The sequence below is a fragment of the Streptomyces sp. NPDC058665 genome, assembly GCF_042714995.1.
GTDB lineage: Bacteria > Actinomycetota > Actinomycetes > Streptomycetales > Streptomycetaceae > Streptomyces.
On the sequence record NZ_JBHXRX010000007.1, the window covers coordinates 91,421 to 114,788 of the forward strand.

Sequence of the window (23,368 nt, forward strand, 5' to 3'; positions counted from 1 at the left end):
GTCCCAGGGGTTCTCAGCGCCGGGTGGGGCGTCGGACGAGGCGGCGGGTGAGGCCGGTGAGCAGGTGGTCGAGTTCCGTGAGCCGGAGCGGGCGGGCGAGGACGACGAAGACCAGGCCGACCGCGGCAACGCCCGCGGCGCAGGCGGCGACCGCGCCCGCCGGCATCGCGCGGGCGGCGGCGAGGTGGCCGAGGATCGCGGCCGGTACGGCGGCGGTGAGCAGGCGCGCGTGGGCGGCGACCGATGCGGACCGTACGGACACGGCGGCGGGTAGGGCGGGCGCCAGCCGGCGGTGCAGGACCAGCGCCGTCAGCGCCCATCCCGCCAGCAGGGCCACCGAGTAGGCGCCGGCCATCCCGGTCACGGCCCACCGGGCCGGCAGCAGCGCGTACGCGGCCAGCGACAGACCGGCGTTGAGTCCGGCGATCACCAGGTTGAGAAGGAAGGGGGTGCGGGTGTCGGAGAGCGCGTAGAAGGCGCGGGAGAGGACGTACTGCCCGGAGAAGGCGACAAGTCCGGGCGCGAACGCCATCAGGATCCCCGCCATCACCGCGATGTCGCGCGCGTCGGTCCGCCCGTACTGGAACACGGCCGCCATCAGCGGCTGTGCGAGGGCCAGCAGGAGGCACGCGGCCGGTACGACCGCCGCCGCGCTGCTCCGCAGGGCGTACGAGACGTCGCGTCGCAGGCCGTCCCGGTCGCCGTCGGCGGCGGCCCGGCTCATCCGTGGCATCAGTGCGGTGACCAGCGAGACGGTGACGATGCCGTGCGGTACGGCCCAGAGCAGATAGGCGTTGTTGTACGCGCTGAAGCCCGCGCCGCCGTCGATGCCCTCGCCCGCGGCCCGGCCCCCGGCGAGGGTCGCCAGCCGGGTCACCACCCAGTACGCGCCCTGGTTGGTGAGCACGAGCAGCACCAGCCAGCCCGCGGCGCGCAGCGGTCCGGTCAGTCCGCTGCCGCGCCAGTCGAAGCGGGGACGCCAGCGGAACCGGGCCGCGCGCAGGGCGGGCAGGAGCGCCAGCGCCTGGACGGCGATGCCCGCAGTGGTGCCCCAGCCGAGGAGCGCGGTTTCGGCGCCGGTGAGTTCGGAACCGTCGCCCGTCGCGAGGTAGAGGCCGAACACCGCGATGACGACAACGTTGTTGAGGACGGGAGTCCACATCATCGAGCCGAACCGGCCCCGGGCGTTGAGCACTTGACCGAGCAGGGTGAAGATCCCGAGGAAGAAGATCTGCGGCAGACAGTAGCGGGCGAACGCGATGGTCATCGTGGCCTGTTCACCGGTGTAGCCGGTGTACGCGTCGACGAGTGCGGGCGCGGCCCAGACGGCGCACGCGGTGATCGCGAGCAGGGCGACGACGCAGACGGTGAGCAGCCGGTCGGTGTACGCGGCGCCGCCGTCCTCGTGCTCCCTGGCCGCGCGGACCAGTTCGGGGACGAACACGGCGTTCAGGGCTCCGCCGATGAGCAGCGTGTAGACGATGGTGGGGACGGAGTTGGCGACGGCGTAACCGTCGGCGGTGAGCCCGACGCCGAGTGCGGCGGCGACCACGGCCGACCGGACGAATCCGGCGGCGCGTGACACCACGGACCCGGCCGCCATGATCACGCCGCTGCGCGCGACGGACTGCTCGCCCGGCTCGGCGGAAGGCGCGGGCTCGCCCGGCTTCGTGACGGATATGGCGCTCATCGGCGGGCCAGGTAGGCCTGGAAGGCGCGGTACAGCGCGTGGTTGGTCGTCCCGGCCAACGGTCTCTCCCACTCCCCCAAGGTCTCGACGACCTGTCCCCCGGTGCCGAGTTTCCAGCGCAGCAGCCCGAAGGAACGATCCGCCGGATCGAGAGTGGAGGGTACCCCGCGCATGTCGTACACCTCCGCGCCGGCCGCGTGGGCGTCGAGGATCATCCGCCACTGGAGGGCGTTCGACGGGCGGACCTCCCGCCGGTGGTCGGCGGAGGCCCCCGTCTGGTACCAGACCCGCCGCCCGACGGTGATCATGGTGTGCGCGGCGAGTATCTCGCCCTCGTGACGGGCGAGATAGAGCTTCATCCGGCCGGGCTCCTCCGCGTTGAGCGCGGCGTACTGGCGCTCGTAGTACGCCTGCGAGCGGCCGAGCCGGAAGCCGTCACGCTCTTCGGTGAGGCACAACAGCCGGTAGAAGTCGGGGAGTTCGGCCGCGCTGCCCACGGACACCGCCACCCCTGCCTTCTGCGCGCGGCGCACGTTGCGCCGCCACTCCTGGTTGAGCCCCGACCAGAGGTCGTCGGTGCTGCGGCCGGCGAGCGGCACCTGGAAGACATGGCGGGGCTGCGCGTCCCCGCCGTCCCCCGTGTCGTCGCCGCAGCGCTGCCAGCCCCGGGCCCGCAGCCGTTCGGCGACCGCCGTACCGAGCGGGTCGACCTCGCAGTCGAGGACATCGGCGAGCCGCATACCGGTTCCGGTCCGCGACTTCAGCGGGCCGGGGTGCCAGCGGCGGTGCGCGGGCGTGGGCCCGATCCGCACCGCGAAGGCGCCGGCGCCCTTGAGATACCGCAGCAGGGGTGCGAGCCAGCCGTCGATGTCCGGATCGGTCCAGTCGGTGACCGGCCCGTCGGGCAGATACGCGAAGTACCGCCGGGTGCCCGGAAACTGACGCAGCAGCACGAGCGCCACGCCGGTGAGCCCCCCGGCTCCCGGCGCGACTCCGCCCACCGGTTCGCCCGCCGGTTCGCCGACCGATCCGGAAGCCGGTCCCCAGCCCAGCAGCAGTGGCCGCCAGCCGTCCTTGACCTCGGCCCACGAGGGGCACTGGAGGAATCCGGGACCGAGGGCCGCCCCCGTACGGGAGGCGAGGAACGCGCGGTACGCCTGTGCGGTGACGGGTCGCGGCCACAGGTCCCGGCCGCCTTGGCTCTGCCCGGCCCGGCCGGCCGTCACAAGGAGCGCTGCCACAGTGTGAGCCTCTCTTCCACCCCGACCTGTCCGCGGGGACGCCGAGGATGCTCACAGCGGTCCGTGACCGCTCCGCGGGCCGAATGTGACGGGACGACGACCGTTCGCCATCAGTGGCTGTCACATTGCCCGCACGCCTCTCACCTGCGTGTTTCACCTGCCTAGAGTCGCGCTGTCCCACTGCCTTCCGACGGAGGTCTCCGTTGCGTCAGCCACCGCACCCACGCCACCGGTCCGTACGCCTCGCGCTCGCGCCGGCCGTACTCGTCCCGCTCGCCGCCTCTCTCGCCGCCTCGCTCACCGCCTGTTCGTCCGCCGCCGCGGGCGGTACGCCGGACGCCGCCGACGGCAAGGCCGACCGTGCCGCCGAGAGCCCGGCCACCGTCACCGTCACCTCGCGCGGACAGGACGCCAAGGCGGGGCACCCGGTGAAGGTCACCGCCCACGGCGGCACGCTCACGTCCGTCACGGTCACCGACGACCGGGGCCGGGCCCTCAAGGGCTCGCTGGAACCGAAGAACATGGTCTGGGTCTCCGACCGCAAGGCGGTGCCCGGGGCCTCGTACACCGTCAGGGCGGCGACCCGGACGAAGGGCGGGACGACGGGGACGGCGCAGGCGGCGTTCACCACCGCCGACGCCGGCAAGGTCAACAAGACGGACTGGCGGCCGGGCGCGGGGGCCACGGTCGGCGTCGCGCAGCCGGTCTCGCTCGTCTTCGACAACCCGGTCGCGAACAAGGCCGAGGTGGAACGGCAGTTGAGGATCACCACCTCCAACGACACCGAGGGTTCCTGGGGTTGGGTACGGGACTGGTCGGGCCGGGACCGGGTGGACTGGCGGCCGAAGACGTACTGGCGCCCCGGTACGAAGGTCACGCTGCGGGCGGAGCTGAACGGCACGGACTCCGGGACCGGCGGCGGCTGGTTCGTACGGGACTACTCGACCACGTTCACCATCGGCCCCCGCCAGGTGGTCAAGGTCGATCTGGACCGCCACCGCCTCACCTTCGAACGGGACGGCGAGTCCGTACGCGAGATCCCGGTCTCCGGCGGCACCCCCGGCGGGGACAAGCGGTCCTGGCGCGGCACGGCGGTGCTGATGGCCAAGGAGGGCACGATCAACATGAACTCCGAGACCGTGGGCCTCGGTGACGCCTACGACAAGATGGTCGACCAGTCGATGCGGCTGACCTGGTCGGGCATGTACGCGCACGCGGCACCCTGGAACTCGCGCCACATGGGTGTGGCGAACCGCAGTTCGGGCTGTATCGGGATGAATTCCGCCGATGCGGCCTGGGTCTACGGGCAGGTGCGCGTGGGCGATCCGTTCGAGATCAAGGGCGCCGACACCAAGGGCACGGTGGAGGCGGGCAACGGCTTCGGGGCCTGGAATCTCTCGTGGCCGCAGTGGCGGGAGCGGAGCGCCATGGACTGAGCGCGGGGAGAAGCCGGCTGAGCGCGGAGGATGCCGGGCTTTCGGTGTAGGGGGCAGTGGTGGTTGTTCTCGACGGACCCTGCCTCCGTTCACCCGGCGTTCGGTTTGTTCTCCGAGACTCTGCGGTTGGCACCCCCCGCCGGAAGTAGAACGAAAGGCTTCACACCGTGAAGGACAAGAACACCGAAGACCCCGAGCGCTCGGCGCTCTCGCGGCGTCGCCTGGTCAAGTTCGCGGGCGTCGGTGCGACGCTCGCCGCCGCTGCCCCCATCGTTGGCGCCGGCGTCGCTTTCGGCAACGAGGACGACGACGACAACCGCAAGTCCGGCCAGTCCGGTGACTCCCGCAGACGCTCCTGGCGCGCCGGTGACCACCACGTGCACTCGGAGTACAGCGGTTCGTTCGACACGACGAAGAACCCGCCCGTGTTCAAGAAGGGCGCCGACGCCGTCTACCCGATCGTGACCAACGCGATCATGGCGAAGAACTTCGGCCTCAACTGGGCCATGTGCACGGACCACGGCGGTCCGACGCACTCCAAGGTCAACCTGGAGCAGGCCTACCCCGACCTGCTGCGCTCGCGCGTGCTCGTCCCCGAGGTGCTCCAGTTCTGGGGCATGGAGTTCGACGCCCCGGCGCTCGACCACCACACGCTGATGATCCCGCACCACACCGACGAGGCGCAGCAGCTGTTCGAGCTGGAGTCGCGCTTCGCCAAGCTCGACGCGTTCCCCTCCGACCCGGGCCGTGACACCGAGGCCAAGATGGTGGAGTTCCTGAAGGCGGCGAAGGACATGCGCCGCAAGCCGCTGGTGATCGCCCACCACGCCTCGCGCTCGGCGCCCGGCCTGGGCGTCTACGGTCAGGACACCCCCCGTGAGTTCCGCAACGGCAACGACGCCGCCCCCGACATCTACGTCGGCTTCGAGGGCGCGCCCGGCCACCAGGCAGGACCGCTCAACGGCGGCGCCCGCGGCGGCTACGGCAACTACCCGACGCACGGCGGCTTCGACCAGATGACCGCGCGTGTCGGCGGCCTGTGGGACGCGCTGCTCGGCGAGGGCCGGCGCTGGTGGATCACCGCGACGTCCGACTCGCACGTGCACTGGACGCGCGGCGGCTCCGACTTCTGGCCGGGTGAGTACAGCAAGACCCACGTGCTGGCGCGGCAGGACTACGCCGACATCATGGACGGTCTGCGCAACGGCCGGATCTGGGTCGGCACCGGCGACCTCATCCGGACGCTGGACGTCACGGCGAGCAACCGCGGCAACGAGGCGTCCGTGGGCGAGTCGATCACGATCGACAACCGGGGCCGTACGGACGTCGAGATCGAGATCCGGTTCCGCCCGCTGAACGGCGAGAACGCCAACGGCGACCGTCCCGAGGTCCGTCGTGTCGACCTGATCACCGGCAAGATCACCGGCAAGGCCGACAACCGCGACTCCGACACCAACCCGACCACCAAGGTCGTGGCGCGGTTCGGCAAGCGCGACTGGCGCAAGCAGGGTGACGAGTACGTCATCAAGCACACCCTGCGCGACGTGGACGGCGACATGTACGCCCGCGTCCGCGGCACCAGCACGGACGAGGCCGAGCCGCTCGCGGACGGCCTGGAGAGCCCGTGGGAAGACCTGTGGTTCTACTCGAACCCGGTCTTCGTCAAGGTCCGCTAGTTTCACCGGAATCACCTGATTCACCGGTCGCCGGTCGCCGGTCGGGCGGAGTTCAGCCCGTCCGGCGATCGCGCGTCAACCCGTGGAGCCGCAGGGCCAGTTGGATCTCCAGCGAGCGGGCCGGGGAGTTCCAGTCCTCGCCGAGCAGCCGGCCGACCCGTTCGAGCCGCTGCACCACCGTGTTCACATGGACGTGCAGCGCGGTCTTCGTCCGGGTGAGGCTCGCCCCTTCGGCGAAGTACGCGTCGAGCGTCCCCACCAGATCGGTGCCGCGCTCGGTGTCGTAGTCGAGTACGGGGCCGAGTGTGGCCGTCACATAACCGCCGAGGTCCGGCCGGTCGCCCAGCAGTACGCCCACGAAGCCGAGGTCGTCGCTCGCCCCGCCGTGCCCGGTGTGGCCCAGGGCCCGCAGGGCGGAGAGGCAGCGGCACGCCTCGGTGTGGGTGGTGGGCAGTTCGGCGGGACCGGCTGCCGGGCCCGCCGCGCCGACGGTCACCGGGGAGCCGATCGCCTGGCCGAGTTCGGCGGCGAGCCTTCGCGCGCCGGTTCCTGGTGTGTCGGTGGGCGCGACCAGCACCACACGACCCTGGTGGATTCCGGCCAGACCCCTGTCCGCCTGCGCGTGCCTGGCGGCCACGGCCAGCAGACGGTGCCGGTCAGCCGTCTCGCTCTCCGCGACGAACACACAGTGTCTGCGGGCCAGGTTGACGCCGAGGCGCCGGGCCCGCGCCGACAGCGCGCCCGGATCGCCGGAGCGCGAGAGCAGATCGCCCAGCAGTTCGCCGCGTACCCGGTCCTCCGCCTCGGCGACCGAGCGGCGCAGCAGCAGAAGCAGCGCGGTGACGACCCCGGCGCGTTCGAACAGCAGCCGGTCGACGTCCGCGAGGTCCGCGTGCCCGGTGAGGGCGATGCTGCCGAGGAGTTCGGGACCGGCCAGGACCGCGCAGACCCAGGTGCCGCCCAGCGGGACCGCCCGGCCGCTGGCCCTGGAGGCGGCGACGGCCGGGGCGGGTGGGGCGAGCGACTCGGCGCGGGCGCGGGCGAGTTCGGCGCCGTCCGCGTCGTGGATGAGGATTCCGCCGTCGAGGATGTCGGCGATGGCCTCGGCCACGTCGTCGGCGCCGCCGCCCCGCAGGACGAGATCGGTGAGCTGGTCGTGCGCCTGCTCGGCGCGGCGCATCTCGCCGCTGTGCGTTCTGATCGTCTCCGAGGCCGAGTTGAGCTCGACCAGCGCGGCCCGGGTCTCCTCCAGCAGCCGCGCGCCGTCGATGGCGATGGCGGCGTGGTCGGCCAGCGAGGAGAGGAGGGCGACCTCCTCGGCGGCGAACTCGCGCGGCGCGCGGTCGGCCGCGTACAGCACTCCGATGACCCGGGCGCCGACTCGCAGCGGCACCCCGAGAATCGCGCGCAGACCTTCGTCGAGTACGGCGCTGTCGATGGTGGTGGTGTGGTGGAAGCGGGTGTCGCGCTGGTAGTCGCCGGTGGCGTACGGGCGGGCGGTCTGTGCCACGAGTCCGCCGAGACCCTCGCCCATCCCGAGCCGCACCTGCTGGAACGCGGCGGCCACCGACCCGTCGGTGACGCGCATATAGGTGTCGCCGGCGGCCTCGTCGTTCAGGGACAGATAGGTGACGTCCGTGCCGAGCAGCAGCTTGGCCCGGTGCACGATGGCCCGCAGCACCGCGTCCAGGTCACGGAGCGCGGCCAGGTCGCTCGCGGTGTCGAAGAGCGCGGTGAGCTGGGCCTCGCGGCGCCGGTGCTGACTGAGGGTGCGCCTGATCCGCAGGGCGACATCGGTCGCCTCGGTGATCGCGGCCAGTTCACCGCCCCGCACGCCCGCCTCACGGGCGTCGGCGGCGGGGCGGGCGAACTCCTCCGTGGGCGCTCCCCGCGCCAGCAGATCGAGCAGCCGGCGCAGGGCGGCCACGGAGTGCCGGGTGCCTGGAGCTGTCACGTCGGCGAGCATACGGTGATCACCTCCAGGTGGGCACGGGTGCGACGGCGCCGGTACGGGCCCGGTCGCGGTCGCGAGGGCGGGGCCGGGGTCAACCGCCCAGCCGGGCCGAGTCCTTGACGGTCTCGGTGTTCCCGGTGCGGTTCACGGCGGGGGCGCCCGCGGGCGGGGCGGGAACGGAACCGACCAGACCGTCCTTGGTCAGATCGCGGCCCCGGGTCTCCTTCGCCACCCAGACGGTCACGACGGTGACGAGCGCGGCGGCGCTGAGATAGAGGGACACCGGCACGGACGAGTCGTAGTCCTTCAGCAGTTCGACGGCGATGAGCGGCGCGAGCGCGCCACCGACGATCGAGGCGAGCTGGGAGCCCATCGAAGCGCCGGAGTAACGGACCTTGGTGTCGAACATCTCGGAGATGAAGGCCGCCTGCGGCCCGTACATCGCCCCGTGGAAGAGCAGGCCCACCGTCACGGCGACGGCGATGACCGGGAACGATTCAGTGTCCAGCAGGGCGAAGAAGGCGAACGCCCAGCCCACCATGCCGACCGCGCCGATCTGGGTGACCGGTCGGCGGCCGAGCCGGTCGGAGAGCGCGCCCCACATCGGGATGGTGACGAAGTGCACCGCCGAGCCGATGAGGACCGCGTTGAGGGCGTCGCTCTTGGGCAGTCCCAGATGCACGGTGACGTAGACGAGCACGAAGGCGGTGAGGATGTAGTACGAGACGTTCTCGCCGAACCGGGTGCCGATCGCGACCAGCACCTCACGCCAGCTCTTGCGGAACACCTGGACGACGGGGGCCTCTTCCTTGACCGCCGGGACGCCGCCCTCGCCGCCCTCGCCGCCCTTGGCAGTCGTCCCCGCCGCCCGTGCCGCCTCCTCGGCCGCCTTCCGCTGAGCTTCGAGGAAGACCGGTGACTCCTCGACCGAGATGCGGATCCACAGGCCGATCATGACCAGCACACCGGAGAGCAGGAACGGGACGCGCCAGCCCCACGCGAGGAACGCCTCGTCGGACTGGATCGCGGCGAGCAGCGCCAGCACACCGGTGGCCAGGAGGTTGCCGCCGGGGGCGCCCGCCTGCGGCCAGGAGGCCCAGAAACCACGGCGCTTGTCGCCGCCGTGCTCGGAGACGATCAGGATCGCACCGCCCCACTCACCGCCGAGGGCGAAGCCCTGGACGAGCCGCAGCACGGTCAGCAGGATCGGCGCCCCGACGCCGATGGTCGCGTGGGTGGGCAGCAGACCCATGGCGAAGGTGGCGCCACCCATCAGCAGGAGGCTGAACACCAGGAGCTTCTTGCGGCCGATCTTGTCCCCGTAGTGACCGAAGACGATCCCGCCGAGGGGACGGGCTGCGAAGCCGACCGCGTACGTGAGGAAGGCGAGCAGCGTGCCGACGAGGGGGTCGCTGCTCGGGAAGAACAGGGTGTTGAAGACCAGCGCGGCGGCGGAGCCGTAGAGGAAGAAGTCGTACCACTCGATGGTGGTGCCGACGAGGCTGGCCGCCACGATGCGGCCGATGTTGGCCCGGCGGGGTTGTGGGGAGCTGGAGACGCTCATGGTGAAGTCACCGCGTTTCGTTGGGCGGTCAGGGACGGGGATGCGGGTGGCGCGAAGGGAACTGGAGCGGGTCGGGCGATGGCGTCGGGCGGGTGGGGGCGGGTGGGGGAGCCGGCGACCGCGGGGAGACGGCCGCCGCGCGGATCAGCCGGCTCCCCACCCGCCGTCGAGAGGGAAGGAGGAGCCGGTGATGTAACCGGTGTCGGGGCCGCAGAGCCAGCGGCAGACCGCGGCCACCTCCGCCGGCTCGATCAGCCGTTTGATCGCGGAACGGTCCAGCAGTACGTCCCTGACGACGTCGTCCGGGGCGATTCCGTGGGCCGTGGCCTGGGCGGCGATCTGCCCCTCCACGAGCGGAGTCCGTACGTAGCCGGGGTTGACGCAGTTGCTGGTCACGCCGTGCGGCGCGCCTTCGAGAGCCGCCACCTTGCTCAGCCCCTCCAGGCCGTGCTTGGCGGCGACGTAGGCGGACTTGAAGGCGCTGGCGCGCAGTCCGTGGATGCTGGAGATGTTGACCACGCGGCCCCAGCCGCCCGCGTACATGTGCGGCAGGCAGTGCCGCATCAGCAGGAACGGGGCCGTGAGCATCACCTTCTGGATCAGCTCGAACCTGTCGGGCGGGAACTCCTCGATCGGGGCGACGTGTTGCAGCCCGGCGTTGTTGACCAGGATGTCCACGTCCGCCGGGAGCCGGCCGATCGCCCCGGCGTCGGCGAGGTCCACGGCATGGCTCATACCGCCGGTCCCGGCGGCGACGGACTTGGCCGCGTCGGCGTCGCGGTCGACGATGTGCACCAGCGCCCCGGCTCCGGCGAGCGCCTCGGCACAGGCCCGTCCGATGCCGCTGCCGCCGCCGGTCACCAGCGCGGTGCGACCCTGGAGCTCCCTGCCGTCCGCGCGCGGTGCGGAGGGGCCGGGTGCTGCGTGACTTGGGCTCTTCATGGCCGGAACGGTAGAGACACCTGACCGGACATCCCATGTGACGGTTCGCCACAGTGGATGCCGATCAGGTGTCGACGGTCACCACTCGCGTTACCGAGAGCGGCGGTTCGCCACTCTGCGTGGTTCGGCGCTCACCGGCCGAGCGGGCACCGGTTGAGCGAATCGGCCGGGTCGGCTCCTTCGGGCATCGGCAGCGTCCGGCTCGACGGCGGGCGCCGGCCGTCGTCCAGCCAGCGCTCCAGCGCGGTGACGGCGGAACGGTGACACGGCACCAGCGGGCGGAGCCGGTCGGGGAAGGTGTCGAAGAGCGAGTCGACGTGCGTGCCGCCCTCGACCCGGTAGTAGCGGTGCAGCGAACCCCGGCCCTCGCGGCGCACCATCTTCGCGTACGCGTCCGAGGTCTTGGAGATGGGCAGCAGCACGTCGAGGGTGCCGTGGAAGCTGATCAGCGGTTTGCCGATCCGGCCGGTCAGCTCGATCTTCCCGATCGCCTCGCGGACCGCGTCCGGCCGGGCGGTGTAGTCGTAGTCGGCGTCGCAGGCGGGTGTTCCCGGGGCGCAGAAGGGCGTTCCTGCCTCGGTGGCGCCGTCGTAGTCCGGGTCCAGTTCCTCACGGTAGATGCGCTGGGTGAGATCCCAGTAGTACTGGTGGTGGTACGGCCAGAGGAATTCCGAGCCGGCCGGGAATCCGGCTGCCACGATCTCCCGGTGTGCCGCGCCGGCGCCCGCGCCACCGGCCGCGTAGGTGGGGTACGCGCGCAGGGTGGGCGGCAGGAAGGTGAGGGGGTTGGGGTCTTCCGTACGCCAGAGGGTGCCCTCCCAGTCGACGCCGCCGTCGTACAGCTCGGGATGGTTCTCCAACTGCCACCGCACCAGATAGCCGCCGTTGGACATGCCCATAGCGAGTGTGCGGGACACGGGGCGTTGATAGCGCTGGGTGGTCACCTTCCGTGCCGCGACGGCGAGTTGGGTGACCCGGCTGTTCCATTCGGCGAGGGCGTCGCCGGGCGCCGAGCCGTCGCGGTGGAAGGCGGCGCCGGTGTTGCCCTTGTCGGTGGCGGCGAAGGCGTAGCCGCGGGCGAGCACCCAGTCGCCGAAGGCCCGGTCGTTGGCGTACTGCTCGCGGACGCCGGGCGATCCGGCGATCACGAGGCCGCCGTTCCAGCGGTCGGGCAGCCGGATCACGAACTGGGAGTCGTGGTTCCAGCCGTGGTTGGTGTTGGTGGTGGAGGAGTCGGGGAAGTAGCCGTCGATCTGGATGCCGGGGACGCCGCTCGGGGTGGCGAGGTCCTTCGGCGTCAGCCCCGACCAGTCGGCCTCGTCGGTGTGGCCCGAGGCGACGGTGCCCGCGGTGGTCAACTCGCCCAGGCAGGCGGCCCGCTGGTGTTCGGCGCCGGGTACACCGAGCGCGTTCATCCGGGCGCAGTGGCCGGGCGGCCGGCCGGTGTCCGTCGCGGCGGACGGGACCGCGGACGGGACGGCGGACGCCGGGATCGCGGGGGCGGAGACCGCCACCAGCACGGCCGCCACGGCGACGCACGCGGCGCGCAGGCGCCGAACTGCCCCGGTGGACAGGCCCGTCGGGGCGGGTGGGACGTTCTGCGGGACAACTGGCATGGGTCATCACTCCGTTGCGGGGACACGGCACACGACATGTACGGGGCGGCGGGACGCTACCCGCCCGTCAGGGGCAGCGAGCGTCGGCGAGGACGTAATAACCCGTCGGTGACTCCTTCAGCGTGCGGCCGACGAACGTGTTGTTGAGGCCCATGTTCTGGTTCGAGCCCTTGGCGTACACGTATCCCCCGCTGGTGGTCGCCCGGCCGGAGCGCACATGCTCGTAGTTGCTCGACGTCCAACAGGCCGCCGTCGCCCCGGTGGTACCGGCCGTGACCTGTGCCGAGCGGGCGCCTTCGACCCCGTCGGCACCGTGCGCCGCGACGCCGTACGCGTGCGTGGCGCCGGCGCCCAGACCGCTGTCGGTGTACCGCGCGTCGGCCGGCCGGCCCACGCGCGTGCCGTCGCGGTAGACCGCGTAGCCGGTCGCGCCCGCCACCGGCTCCCACTCCAGCGCGATGGAGGAGCCGGTCACGCCCGTGGACCGCAGTCCGGCCGGGGCGGGCAGACCGCCGGGGTCCGGCGCGGCCGTGTCGAGTCCGAAGAAGCGGGTGACCCAGTGGCTGGAGCAGATCGAGTCGATGAAGTGGGCGGTGCCGGTCGCCCCGCACTGCTCAGCGCCGGTGCCGGGGTCGACGGGCGTGCCGTGACCGATGTTCGGCACCCGGTTGACCTCGACGGCGACGGTGCCGTCCCCGGCCAGATACTCGTCCCTGCGCGTGCCGTTGGGGCCGATGGTGGAGCTGCGGTCGGGTGTCTGGTCCAGGCCGTGCACCTGGGTCCACTGGTCGCGCAGTTCGTCCGCGTTCCTCGGGACGACGGTGGGGTCGTTGTCGCCCTGCCACACGGAGACCTTCGGCCATGGGCCGGCGTAGCCGGGGTAGGCGTTCCGCGCGCGCTGTGCCCAGTCCTGGGGCGTACGGTCGACGCCGGGACTCATGCAGGTGAAGGCCGCGAGGACGTCCGTGGCGCACTCGTACGGCAGCCCGGCCATCACCGCACCGGCCCTGAAGACGTCGGGGTACGCGGCGAGCATGACCGCGGTCATGCCCCCGCCGGCCGACAGTCCGGTGACGTTGACCCGGCCGGCGTCGGCGCCGTACGACGACACGGCGTGGGCGACCATCTGCCGGATGGACGCGGCCTCGCCCTGGCCGCGCCGGATGTCGGCGGCCTGGAACCAGTTGAAGCACTTGTTGGCGTTGTTGACGGACGTCGTCTCGGCGAGGACCAGCAGGAAGCCGTACCGGTCGGCGTAGGTGGCCAGGCCCGAGTTGTCGGCGTAGATCTGGGCGGACTGGGTGCAGCCGTGCAGCGCGACCACCACGGGCGCGTTCGCCGGCAGGGACGAGGGCCGGTAGACGTACATGTTCAGGCCGCCGGGGTTGGCCCCGAAGCTCGTCACCCGCTCAAGGGCGACGGCGGCCTGCGCCTGGGGCGCGGGCGGGAGCAGCGCGATTCCGGTGGCGAGGGCGAGGGCGGCGGCGACGCGCCCGGGGACGCGGCGCAGGCGCCCCCGGCGGCGTACGTGGGCGGGTGTCGGCTGATCCGGACGGGGCGGCGATACGTGGGACAACGTGACCTCCGGCGGCAAGGGCCCGGCCGCCGGCCCTCGGGGAGGACGGTGGCCGGAGTGGGGTGCGGTCACAGTAGGAGCGCGTGGTGCGGCACGGAATGTGGCGCCGCTCCACAACCCGGCCGCCACAGGGGGGCCGCCACCTGTTGCGGGGAGCACGGCCACGGTGCTACGGCACGCCGCCCGGCCTCAACCACCCACCGTCCGGACGGTGTTCACGCACGGTGTGTGACAGATGGGGTACGGCTCTGCCACGAGATCGTCAACGGGACGAGGGCTCCCGTACGTTGCTGCCTAGTATCGCCGAAGACGCATGTCAGCGGATGGATCGTATGGGGGACTCGTGGTCGTGACAGGCCGATTGGCGCGCCTTGGCTGTGCCGTCGGGGTGTGCGTCGTACTCGCCGGCTGCACCTCCGACGGAGGCGACGAACCGCGGGAATCGGCGTCGGCGAAGAAGAACGGCGCCTCGGCGTCCCCGTCCCCCTCCCCGACCGAAGTCGTCGACATCTCCCCCGCCCGGCTCCCGAACACCCGGGCACAGGCGGCCGTCCTGATCCGGAACGTCCTCCCCGGCCCTTCCGACTTCGGCCCCGGCGCCGTACGCCGGGCCCCGTACGAGAGCGATCCGCTCCGCTGGCCGGTCCTCGGCGAGGAGTGCGTCTGGGAGCAGCGGGCGCTCCCGAAGGGTGTGCTCGCCACGCTGACCCGCTCCTACGAGATACCGGCGGGCGACGGCAGGGGCCCGCTCCGGCTGAGCGCCGTCGTCACGGTGCACCGCACTCCCGAGCAGGCCGACTGGGAGAACGCCGAGGTCCTGGAAGAGATGATGCGCTGCCCCGAACAGATGCTGCGCTCCGACGAGTTGATCACGAACCTGAGGAACGTCCCCGCCTCCTTCGGCGAGTCGGGGAACGAGTTCGCCGAGGACTCCCTCACCGAGCTCGGCAGCTATACGAGTACCGCGAAGGGCCTGGGCGGCACCAACCCGTACATCTGGGAGCAGACCCGCATCGGCCAGTTCACCCTCGCCGTCTCCGCCAAGGGCGCCAAGGGCTGGTCCCAGGCAGACCTGTTCGACCGGCTGCGGGATCCGCACGTCGGCATGCGCTCCCGCCTGCGGACCGCGATCGAGCGCGACCCGTCCCGGCCGGGTGGCGACACGAAGGGTGACACCAAGGGCGATACGAGGGGCGAGCGCCGATGACCGAGAAGCTCACCCCCACCGACCCGGCGCACATCGGCGGACACCGGCTGCTCGCCCGGCTCGGCGCGGGCGGCATGGGCGTCGTCTATCTCGGGCGCGCCGAGTCGGGGGAACTGGCCGCCGTCAAGGTCATCCTCCCCGAGTACGCCGACCAGCCCGAGTTCCGCGCCCGCTTCCGCCGCGAGGTCACCGCCGCCCGGCGCGTGGACAGCCCCTGGGCCGTATCCGTCACCGGCGCCGACCCGGACGCGTCCGCGCCCTGGCTGGCCACCGCGTTCGTTCCCGGCCCCTCGCTCGCCGAGACCGTCGCGGCCTGCGGCCCGCTGCCGTCGAGCGGTGTACGCGTCCTCGGCCGGATGCTGGCCCGCGCCCTGACCACCGTGCACGAGGCGGGACTTGTGCACCGCGACGTCAAGCCGGGCAATGTGCTGCTCACCGTCGACGGCCCCCGCCTCATCGACTTCGGCATCGCCCACGCCACCGAGGAGACGGCGCTCACCTCGGCCGACATGGTCATCGGCACACCCGGCTTCCTCGCCCCGGAACAGGCGCGGGCCCAGCCCGCCTCGCCCGCGAGCGACGTCTTCGCCCTCGGCTGTCTCCTCGCGTACGCGGTCACCGGGCGCCCGCCCTTCGGGTCCGGCGCCGTGGACGCGCTCCTCTACCGCACGGTGCACGACGAACCCGACCTCGACGGCGTCCCCGACGACACGCGTGGTCTCCTGGAACGCTGCCTCGCCAAGGACCCGGACGAGCGGCCCACCGCCCGCGAGGTGGACGAGGCGCTGGTCGAGGAGACACCCCAGGACTCGGTCGACTGGCTGCCCGACGCGGTGGTACGGCTCATCGCGGAGCGTTCAGCCGCGATGCTCGCCCTCCCGGACATCGAGGCGACGGCCGTCGACGCGAAGGCGGAGGGGGCGGACCGGGCTGAGGGAGCCGCGAGGGCTGAGGGAGAGCCCGAGGACGCGGCGCCGACGCCACGTGCCGACGGCCGCCGCCGTTTCCTGCTGCTCGGCGGCGCGGCCCTGCTGGCCGCCGGTGGCGGTGGCGCCCTCTGGGCCGCCCAGCGCGACGACGGTACGCCGCCGGCCGCCGCACCCCCTGTCCGCCGCTGGATCCTCGGCGTCCAGGCCGACCTGACAGGCCCTCAGAAAGCTGTCGGGCAGGGCCAGGAGCGCGGGGTGCGGCTGGCCGTGGAGCAGTTCAACTCCCGTGCGGACAAGCCCTTCACGCTCACTCTCAAGTCGGTCGACGACCGGGGCGACGCGACCCGCGCGGCCAAGGTGGCCCGTACTCTCGCCGCCGACCGCGATCTGCTCGCCGTCATCGGCTCGACCGGGGACGAGACCACCGGGGCGAGCCTCGGCGGCTACGACGAACGGCGGGTCCCCCAGCTCACGGCCTCATCCGCGCAGAGCCCGTACGGCACGTCGGACCCCCGTCACTTCCTCCAGGCCGTCCCCTCCTACACCCATCTGCCCGCGACGGCCGCCTTCTCGCTCCGGACCCAGGGCGCCCGGCGGGTGGGCGTACTGATCGACCGCGGCGGCGGCATGCCCGCCTGGCAGCTCGGCAACACGATGTTCCAGAACCTCGGCGTCCTCAAGATCGCCGGCGAGCCGCGCGTCGCGCCACGGCTGGCCGAGGACCTCAAGCCGGTGATCGCCGAGATGGTCGCGAACAAGCCGGACGCCTTCGTCTTCACGGGCACCCCCGCGCGGGCCGCCGCCGTCGCACGCGCGCTCGCGGCGACGGACTTCGACGGCCCGCGCGTGCTCGGCTATCCGGCGGCGGACAAGGAGTTCCTGACGGCCGCGGGCGCCGCCGCCGACGGCTGGCAGATCTTCGCGCCGTACATCGACCCGTCGGCCGCCCCTGTCCGCGCCTTCGCCAGGGCCTACCGGAAGCGGTACGGCTCCGCGCCTCCGTACTGGGCGGCCGAGGCGTACGACGTCGCCCGCATGGTCATCACCCGCCTCACCGAGGCCGGCGGCCGGCCCTCGCAGCAGGAGCTGTTCGACCTGCTGCTGAAGGACGAGTACAAGGGCGTCGTCCGGTCGTACACCTTCGACAAGGAGTACCGCTGGCTGGAGAGTTACGAGATCTTCCGGTACGAGGTGAAGGGCGGCCGGTACTCCTACGCGGGCAAGGTCGGCCTCTGATGCGCCCCCTGGCGGCCGACGACCCCGAGGACATCGGCGGACACCGGCTGCTCGCCCGGCTCGGCGCGGGCGGTATGGGCGTCGTCTACCTCGCCCGTACGGGGGGCGGTGCGCTCGTCGCGCTCAAGACGATCCACGCGCAGCACGCGGCGGACCCCGCCTTCCGCACCCGGTTCCGGCGCGAGGTGACGGCGGTGCGGGGTCTGACCGGGCGCTGGCTGGTGCCGGTCGTGGCCGCCGACGCGGAGGCCCGGGAGCCCTGGCTGGCCACGGAGTTCGTGCCGGGTCCCTCGCTGGTCGAGGCCGTCGACGGCTTCGGTGTACTGCCCGTCGCCGCCGTACGGACCCTGGGATCCCGGCTGGCCGAGGCGCTGACCGCCGTACACGACGCGGGACTCGTGCACCGCGACGTGAAACCCGGCAACGTGCTCCTCGCTCTCGACGGCCCCCGCCTCATCGACTTCGGCATCGCCTACGCCGGGGGCGCCACCGTGCTCACCGCGCCCGACGCCGTCGTCGGGACGCCCGGTTTCCTCGCGCCGGAGCAGGCGCGGGCCCGCGCGGGAGAGGTCGGACCGGCGAGCGACGTCTTCTCGCTGGGCTGCGTGCTGGCGTACGCGGCCTCCGGCCGGCGCCCGTTCGGCGGCGGGAACGCGGCAGGTGTCCTCTTCCGCACGGTGCACGAGGAGCCGGACCTGGCGCAGGTGCCCGGCGAACTGGAGACACTGATCCTGGCGTGCCTGGCCAAGGACCCGGCCGAACGGCCGACGGTCAGGGAGGTCGCGGCCACGCTCGACGACCCGCGCGTCTCGCTCGCCCGGAACATCTCCGGGGGCCGGGACGAGGGCTGGCTGCCGACCGCGCTCCTGCGCGTGGTCGCCGAACGCTCCGCGCGGGCGCTGGACGTGCCCACGCCCCGGCGAGCCGCAAGGCCGGAGACGGGCGACGACGCGCCTGGCGAAGGGGATTCGACGTCCTCCGGTCCACGGGACGCCCGCCCGCCGACCCGGCGGCGGGTCCTGCTGATGGGGGGCGCGGCGGCGTCCGTGGTCGCCGTCGGCGGCGGAGTCACCGCGTATCTGACGGCGGGGCGAGGGAGCGACGGCGGCTCGGGGGGCTCCGGCGGTGACCTTCCCGTGCACACGCTCGGTTTCCAGGCGGACTTGAGCGGCTCGGACAAGGCGGACGGCGTGGCGCAGGAGCGCGGGGCGCGGCTCGCCGTGGAACAGCACAACAAGCGTGCGGGGATCACTTTCCGGCTCACCCTCAACACCGTTGACGACCGGGGCGATGCGGCTCATGCCCGGGAGGCGGCCCGGCGTCTCACCGAGGCCGGGGTGAGCGCGGTGCTCGGCCTCGGCAAGGTGACCGCGGCGACCGCCGCCGCGCCGGTCTATGAGGAGGCCCGCACGGCGATGGTGCTGATCTCCACGGACGGCGCCGAACTCACCCGCTCCGAACCGAACTTGACCACGCTGCGCGTCACCCGGGGTCCCGAATCGACCCTGGCCGTCCCACTGGTGTCCTATCTGTCGTCATTGCCGGAGGTCGACCGCACCGCTGTCATCGACGACCTGGAAGCGGGCCGAACAGGCTCGGACCTCACCACCTTGGTCAGGCGGTCGCCGCCCGGCGGGGGCGGGACAAGCGTCCATTCCGTCGAGGCCGACAGCGACGACTTCGCTACCGCCGTGCGCGCCGCCCTCGCGGCGAAGGCGCAGGCCGTCGTCTTCAGCGGCACATCGCCGGAGCGCGCCGCACGCTGCGCCCGCGCGCTCGCCGAGGCGGGCTTCACCGGGCCCCGGGTGGGCATCTGGCGCAGCATGGGCCCGGTCTTCCTCCAGCAGGCCGGAACCGCGGGCAGGGGCTGGGTGTTCGCCGCCCCCTTCACCGACCCCGACCGCGTGTCCGGCACCTTCAGGACCGCGTACCGGAAGAAGTACGGTACGGGACCCGGGCGTTGGTCCCCGGAGGCGTACGACGCCGTGGGACTGGTCGCCCGTACTCTCAAGAATCTGGGCGGGACGGCCGACATCGAACCGGGTGGGGTGGCCCAGCGCCTGTTCGACGCCGAGTACGGCGCGTACCAGGGAATCGCGAAAACCCTCCGCTTCACCACGGACGGCACCAACGCCCTGGTGCCGGAGGTGCCCGTGTACTCCCTGTTCCAGACGGAGGAGCAGGGCTTCCGCCTGCTGGACCGGTAGGACGCGATCGACCAACTGTACGGTCTTTTATGGCGATTCGTCGGCAGTCGCCGTAGGTACGTATGCGGGGTGCGGGACGGTGCGGTGCGAGATCGAGGCGGTCGACGTCATGTGCGGATCCTCAGATACGGCCGACGACGGCCGACCGGTGTTCACGGCGGACTTCTCGTCGGAGGACCAGTGGGTGGCCGGCCACTCGTGGGCCTATCCCGGCGGCGGCCCGACCAACCCGGGTGACAACAAACTGGATTACCTCACCCCGGACCCCGCGTACAGCAGAAGCGGTGTCTTCCGCGCGACGCGGAGGCCCCAAGGCACCTGGTACACCGGGCTGTTGACCACCGAGGGCAGCCCGGACGGCTTCCTGCTCCGTACGGGAGACGTCCTGGAAGCCCGGGTCCGTCTCCCCCACGAGCAGGGAGCCTGGCCGGCGATCTGGACCTGGCTGGACGGCGGGAACGAGATCGACGTGTTCGAGTACCACCCGGACAACCCGGATCTGCTGGAGCTTTCGAACCACGTGAACGGCGGCCAACGCTACTACCGCGACCGGGCGATCCGCCCCGGCGCCTGGGTGGACTTCGAGGTCCACCTCGGGGCCCGCTCGGTCGACTGGCACATCAACGGCACGCGCGCGTTCGCCGACCGCAGGGGTGTGGGCCGGGACTGGCGGGCCCATCTGATCGTGAACCTCTCGGTCTGCGCGGGCCGTTACCATCCAGGCCCGGATCCGGCCACGAAGGAGATGTCGTACGAGGTGGCCGAACTCCTGGTGTACCGCCCCTGATTCACGGTCAGTCGCCGTCAGTCGCCGAAGAGGCCGCCGAGAAGTCCGCCGAGCGGGTCGGGGTCCTCCGACGGTGGTTCACTCGACTCGCCGGACGGTGTCGGTGTGCCGGTGTCGGCGCTCGGTGACGGCGGAGTCGTGGTCCCGGGGGCGCTCGGGCTCCCCGACGTCGCGGAAGGCGATACGGCGCCGGTCTCCGACGGGAGCGGCTCGGCCGAACCGCTGCCACCGGACCGCGCACCGGCCGTGGACTCCACGGCTTCCACGCTCCGCCTGGTCTCACCCGGCCCCGGTTCACCGCCCCGCCCCGGCCCGCCCTCCGGCGCACCCGAGACCGAATCCACGGGAGCGGGCGTGGTGTTGGCCGGATCCCGACCGTCGCTCTCGGCGACCCCGGGTATGGACAACCAGGGCGGCGCCGAACCTCCACCGATCACGGCAGCCCCGAGGACAACGGCACAACAGACACCGACACCACCCAAAACCCACCCGACCCGCCGTACGCGCTTCCGGGGAGGGTGGGGCGTGTCGTCGTACGCGGGGGACGACGCCACGGGCTCCGTGGGCGGCGCGGCCACGGCCTCGATCTCGCCGACGGCGGTCACGGGGGCAGCGACCTCGGCCGTGGCCGCAGCCGGGGCGGGCCCGCTCGCGCCACCTGGCTTACTCCCGGTCGCTGCCGCGAGCGAAGGCCCGGACTCCCCCGAACCCGCAGGAGCGGCCTCAGCCCCGGTCGCTTCCACCAGGGACGCACCCGGCGCCACCGCCCCGACAGACACAGCCTCAATCTCAACCGCCGCACTCGCAGAGGGCGCGAGCACGCCCAAGCCGCCCGGCTCGCTTCCGGTCACTGCCGCGACAGACGAACCGGACTCCGCCGAACCCACGGCAGCGGCCTCAGCCCCGGTCGCTTCCGCCACGGACGAACCCCGCGCCGCCGCCCCGACAGACGCACCCGCCGACGCCGGCTCGACGGGGCCCGGCCCACCCGTACCGCCCGACTCGCTCCCGGTCGCGACCGAAGGACCGGACTCCGCCCCGCTCCGCAACTCGCCATCGCCCCGCGCCCGTTCATCGCCTTCCGCCTCAGCGGCCGGCACCGGTTCGGTCGGTGTCCCCGGATCCTCGTGGTGCTGAGTCGCCTCCGCAGCCATCCCGGCGACCACCCGTTCCAGCCGGCCGAGTCGGTCGCTCAGGTCCGACTCCTCCCGCTCGGTATCGCCGTCTGCTCGGTGCTCTTCCACAACCGCCCCGCTCAGTGCTTCCCAGTCGTACGACGGACATCCAGCATCGCCGATGAGACTAGTACTACCGCATCAACGGCCACCTCCCCGAGTGGATGACAGAAACCAGGCCCGGCGCTACGTACTCGACCGCCCCCTGCGCAGCGCGTCGATCGCGATGCGCGCCGTCGTTCCGATGACCGCGTCCGCCGCGGGCAGCGCCGCGGCCGGGCTGGCCGCGCGAGTGAACACCGCGACGGCGTAGCGGCCTTGGTCGGGGTACTCGATGACACCCACCTCGTTGCGGAGGGTCGGCGCGCTGCCCGTCTTGCCCGCGACGTGGACCTCGTCGAAAGGGAAGCCGGACGCCAGCCGGTGAGGCCACACCTGGAGGCCGAGCAACCGGCGTACGGCAGCGCCGTGTTCGGGGCCGCACGCCTCGTCGCGCCAGATCGCGCCGAGCAGGCGGGTCATGTCGCGCGCGGTGCTCCGGTTCGTACGGGCCGGGTCGAGCGCGCGCAGGCGGGCCAGGACCTGGGGGTCGGCCAGGGCCTGCGAGCCGCCGTGGCCGGCGTCCTCCCTGATGGTGGTGAGGAACTCGCGGAAGCTCTGGACGGCGTGGGTACGGGTGAGCCCCAGGCGCTCGGTGGTGGCGTTGACCGCGTCGAGGCCGACGCGCGCCAGGAGGAGTTCGGCCGCGGTGTTGTCGCTGACGGCCATCATCAGATAGGCCGCGTCGCGCAGGGAGAGCCGTGCCGGATCGAGCATCGCGGAGAGTCCGGTGGGTCCCGCCGTGCGGTCGCCGGCGGGTGACTCGGCCTGCTCAGTGAGGGCCAAGTGCCCTGCCTCCGCGTGCTGATGGAGCGTGACGAGCAGCGGAAGCTTGTGGACGCTCGCGGTCACCACGGGCTGGTCTGCGCCCACACCGATCTGGGCGCCGGAGTCGATGTCCACGGCGTGCAGCCAGCCGGTGACACCGGCTTCGGCGAAGGCGGCGCGAATGCGGTCACCTGCGTAGGTGCGGGCGGGGGGCTCGGTCATATCCAGTACTCCGCCGCCGGGCGCAGATGCAGCGGACCGGTGGACAGGTCGGGGCCGGCGGCGGTACGGCCCAGGGCGTCGGTGACGGTGTCGGCGAAGGCCCGTACGGCGGCGTCGCCCCGCCCCTTGGGCCAGGCGGCCGAGTGGCGCCGGGCCAGCGGGGCGCCGGTCAGCGGGCGCCAGCTGAGGTCCGCGTCCCCGGCGTGGTGGGCGTCGCGTGGGCCGAAGGCGACGGCGCGGCTGGACAGAAGCAGCCCGCGTATGAAGCTCGGCCCTTGGCCGTGCCGGACGGCCGCGGGGGTGTAGCCGTGCCGCGCGCACGTGGTCAGGAGGTCGTCGTGGACGGCCGGTGCGTGGGCGCGCGGGAAGAGGATCAGGTCGTATCCGGTGAGTGCGGCGAGCGGGACGGTTTCGAGGCGTGCCTCAGGGGCGTCGTGCGGCAGCAGGACGCCGAGTTCGTGGCGCAGGACGGGGCCCAGCTCCAGCCCGGACACGTCGCATGGGTGGTGGATGAGCCCGACGTCGAGTTCGTGCGAGGCGAGCCGGGTGAGCTGCTCGGACGTCTGCGACTCGTGCAGTTCCAGCTCCACCCCCTGTGCGCGCTCCTGGAATCCGGCCAGGATCGCCGCCACGGTCTCCCCCGTGATGTCGGGCGGCAGCGCGGCGCGCAGCAGCCCGCTGTGGCCGTCCTGGATACGGCGGGCCGTGGCCATCAGCGCCTCGGAGTGGGCCAGCAACTGGCGTGCCTCGTCCAGAAGGAGCGCGCCCGACTTGGTGATCGTGACCTGTCTGCTGGAGCGCTCGAAGAGACGTACGCCGAGTTCTCGCTCCAGCCGCTGGATGCGCTGTGACAGGGGTGGCTGGGCGACACCGAGTCGCTGGGCGGCGCGGCCGAAATGTAACTCTTCCGCAACAGCCACAAAGCACTGGAGGTGCCGTATCAGGTCCACGACCAGCGATCATATCGATGGTTGATCGATCCATGAGCGATATCGGTCTTGGACGTGAACGGACGGCCGTTGATCTCCTCGGAGCGTAGGAGG

The 23,368-nt window shown here is 72.4% G+C and carries 16 protein-coding genes; 6 read left to right on the forward strand and 10 right to left on the reverse strand.

Annotated elements, in window-relative coordinates; genetic code table 11:
- Positions 1-13: 13 nt before the first annotated feature.
- Both murJ and ACFWV8_RS06475 read right to left on the reverse strand, forming a co-directional pair.
- On the reverse strand, positions 14-1,690 hold the full coding sequence (murJ, locus tag ACFWV8_RS06470; protein ID WP_384198526.1) for a murein biosynthesis integral membrane protein MurJ: 1,677 nt from the start codon (positions 1,688-1,690) through the stop codon (positions 14-16).
- The gene (locus ACFWV8_RS06475; RefSeq protein WP_384198528.1) at positions 1,687-2,931 is read right to left on the reverse strand and encodes a lipid II:glycine glycyltransferase FemX; all 1,245 of its coding nucleotides are present in this window, start codon (positions 2,929-2,931) and stop codon (positions 1,687-1,689) included. The genes murJ and ACFWV8_RS06475 overlap by 4 nt, the downstream gene beginning before the upstream one ends.
- A 203-nt stretch (positions 2,932-3,134) precedes the next feature.
- Between ACFWV8_RS06475 and ACFWV8_RS06480 the strand changes: the two genes are divergently transcribed.
- Both ACFWV8_RS06480 and ACFWV8_RS06485 read left to right on the forward strand, forming a co-directional pair.
- Positions 3,135-4,367, forward strand: coding sequence for an Ig-like domain-containing protein (locus ACFWV8_RS06480; protein ID WP_384198530.1), 1,233 nt, complete (start codon positions 3,135-3,137; stop codon positions 4,365-4,367).
- Positions 4,368-4,534: 167 nt separating this feature from the next.
- Positions 4,535-6,043, forward strand: coding sequence for a phosphoesterase (locus ACFWV8_RS06485; RefSeq protein ID WP_384198531.1), 1,509 nt, complete (start codon positions 4,535-4,537; stop codon positions 6,041-6,043).
- Between the two features lie 52 nt (positions 6,044-6,095).
- On the opposite strand, the gene ACFWV8_RS06490 is transcribed toward ACFWV8_RS06485, so the two are convergent.
- The 5 genes from ACFWV8_RS06490 to ACFWV8_RS06510 form a co-directional block, all read right to left on the reverse strand.
- Positions 6,096-8,009, reverse strand: a complete 1,914-nt coding sequence (locus ACFWV8_RS06490) for a helix-turn-helix domain-containing protein (RefSeq protein WP_384198533.1) — start codon at positions 8,007-8,009, stop codon at positions 6,096-6,098.
- A gap of 79 nt (positions 8,010-8,088) precedes the next feature.
- The gene (locus ACFWV8_RS06495) at positions 8,089-9,561 is read right to left on the reverse strand and encodes an MFS transporter (protein ID WP_384198535.1); all 1,473 of its coding nucleotides are present in this window, start codon (positions 9,559-9,561) and stop codon (positions 8,089-8,091) included.
- Between the two features lie 144 nt (positions 9,562-9,705).
- Positions 9,706-10,503, reverse strand: a complete 798-nt coding sequence (locus tag ACFWV8_RS06500) for a 3-hydroxybutyrate dehydrogenase (RefSeq protein WP_384198537.1) — start codon at positions 10,501-10,503, stop codon at positions 9,706-9,708.
- A 131-nt stretch (positions 10,504-10,634) separates the two neighbouring features.
- Positions 10,635-12,119 carry a 3-hydroxybutyrate oligomer hydrolase family protein gene (locus ACFWV8_RS06505; protein ID WP_384198539.1) on the reverse strand — a complete coding sequence of 495 codons (1,485 nt, stop codon included), beginning with the start codon at positions 12,117-12,119 and terminating at the stop codon, positions 10,635-10,637.
- Between the two features lie 67 nt (positions 12,120-12,186).
- Positions 12,187-13,695 carry a PHB depolymerase family esterase gene (locus ACFWV8_RS06510; RefSeq protein WP_384198541.1) on the reverse strand — a complete coding sequence of 503 codons (1,509 nt, stop codon included), beginning with the start codon at positions 13,693-13,695 and terminating at the stop codon, positions 12,187-12,189.
- A 349-nt stretch (positions 13,696-14,044) separates the two neighbouring features.
- On the opposite strand from ACFWV8_RS06510, the gene ACFWV8_RS06515 reads away from it, so the two are divergent.
- The 4 genes from ACFWV8_RS06515 (at position 14,045) to ACFWV8_RS06530 (ending at position 20,061) form a co-directional block, all read left to right on the forward strand.
- A complete protein-coding gene (locus tag ACFWV8_RS06515; RefSeq protein WP_384198542.1) occupies positions 14,045-14,902 on the forward strand; it encodes a hypothetical protein in 858 nt (285 codons plus the stop codon).
- Positions 14,899-17,067 carry a bifunctional serine/threonine-protein kinase/ABC transporter substrate-binding protein gene (locus ACFWV8_RS06520; protein ID WP_384198544.1) on the forward strand — a complete coding sequence of 723 codons (2,169 nt, stop codon included), beginning with the start codon at positions 14,899-14,901 and terminating at the stop codon, positions 17,065-17,067. Before ACFWV8_RS06515 ends, ACFWV8_RS06520 begins: the two co-directional genes overlap by 4 nt.
- Positions 17,067-19,274: a bifunctional serine/threonine-protein kinase/ABC transporter substrate-binding protein gene (locus tag ACFWV8_RS06525; RefSeq protein ID WP_384198546.1), complete on the forward strand. Its 2,208-nt coding sequence runs from the start codon at positions 17,067-17,069 to the stop codon at positions 19,272-19,274. The genes ACFWV8_RS06520 and ACFWV8_RS06525 overlap by 1 nt, the downstream gene beginning before the upstream one ends.
- Before the next feature lie 109 nt (positions 19,275-19,383).
- Positions 19,384-20,061, forward strand: a complete 678-nt coding sequence (locus ACFWV8_RS06530) for a beta-glucanase (RefSeq protein ID WP_384198669.1) — start codon at positions 19,384-19,386, stop codon at positions 20,059-20,061.
- A 17-nt stretch (positions 20,062-20,078) separates the two neighbouring features.
- Here ACFWV8_RS06530 and ACFWV8_RS06535 read toward each other — a convergent pair whose 3' ends face one another.
- The 3 genes from ACFWV8_RS06535 to ACFWV8_RS06545 form a co-directional block, all read right to left on the reverse strand.
- Positions 20,079-20,666 carry a hypothetical protein gene (locus ACFWV8_RS06535; RefSeq protein ID WP_384198547.1) on the reverse strand — a complete coding sequence of 196 codons (588 nt, stop codon included), beginning with the start codon at positions 20,664-20,666 and terminating at the stop codon, positions 20,079-20,081.
- A 756-nt stretch (positions 20,667-21,422) separates the two neighbouring features.
- Complete coding sequence (locus tag ACFWV8_RS06540; RefSeq protein WP_384198549.1) at positions 21,423-22,325, reverse strand: serine hydrolase; 903 nt, start codon at positions 22,323-22,325, stop codon at positions 21,423-21,425.
- A complete protein-coding gene (locus tag ACFWV8_RS06545; protein WP_384198551.1) occupies positions 22,322-23,275 on the reverse strand; it encodes a LysR family transcriptional regulator in 954 nt (317 codons plus the stop codon). The genes ACFWV8_RS06540 and ACFWV8_RS06545 overlap by 4 nt, the downstream gene beginning before the upstream one ends.
- Positions 23,276-23,368 lie beyond the last annotated feature (93 nt).

Excerpts from the sequence above, each read along its gene's own strand:
- murJ (WP_384198526.1), bottom strand. The coding sequence starts at position 1,690 with ATGAGCGCCATATCCGTCACGAAGCCGGGCGAGCCCGCGCCTTCCGCC.
- ACFWV8_RS06490 (WP_384198533.1), bottom strand. The coding sequence starts at position 8,009 with ATGCTCGCCGACGTGACAGCTCCAGGCACCCGGCACTCCGTGGCCGCC.
- ACFWV8_RS06495 (WP_384198535.1), bottom strand. The coding sequence starts at position 9,561 with ATGAGCGTCTCCAGCTCCCCACAACCCCGCCGGGCCAACATCGGCCGC.
- ACFWV8_RS06500 (WP_384198537.1), bottom strand. The coding sequence starts at position 10,503 with ATGAAGAGCCCAAGTCACGCAGCACCCGGCCCCTCCGCACCGCGCGCG.
- ACFWV8_RS06505 (WP_384198539.1), bottom strand. The coding sequence starts at position 12,119 with ATGCCAGTTGTCCCGCAGAACGTCCCACCCGCCCCGACGGGCCTGTCC.
- ACFWV8_RS06520 (WP_384198544.1), top strand. The coding sequence starts at position 14,899 with ATGACCGAGAAGCTCACCCCCACCGACCCGGCGCACATCGGCGGACAC.
- ACFWV8_RS06525 (WP_384198546.1), top strand. The coding sequence starts at position 17,067 with ATGCGCCCCCTGGCGGCCGACGACCCCGAGGACATCGGCGGACACCGG.
- ACFWV8_RS06530 (WP_384198669.1), top strand. The coding sequence starts at position 19,384 with ATGTGCGGATCCTCAGATACGGCCGACGACGGCCGACCGGTGTTCACG.
- ACFWV8_RS06540 (WP_384198549.1), bottom strand. The coding sequence starts at position 22,325 with ATGACCGAGCCCCCCGCCCGCACCTACGCAGGTGACCGCATTCGCGCC.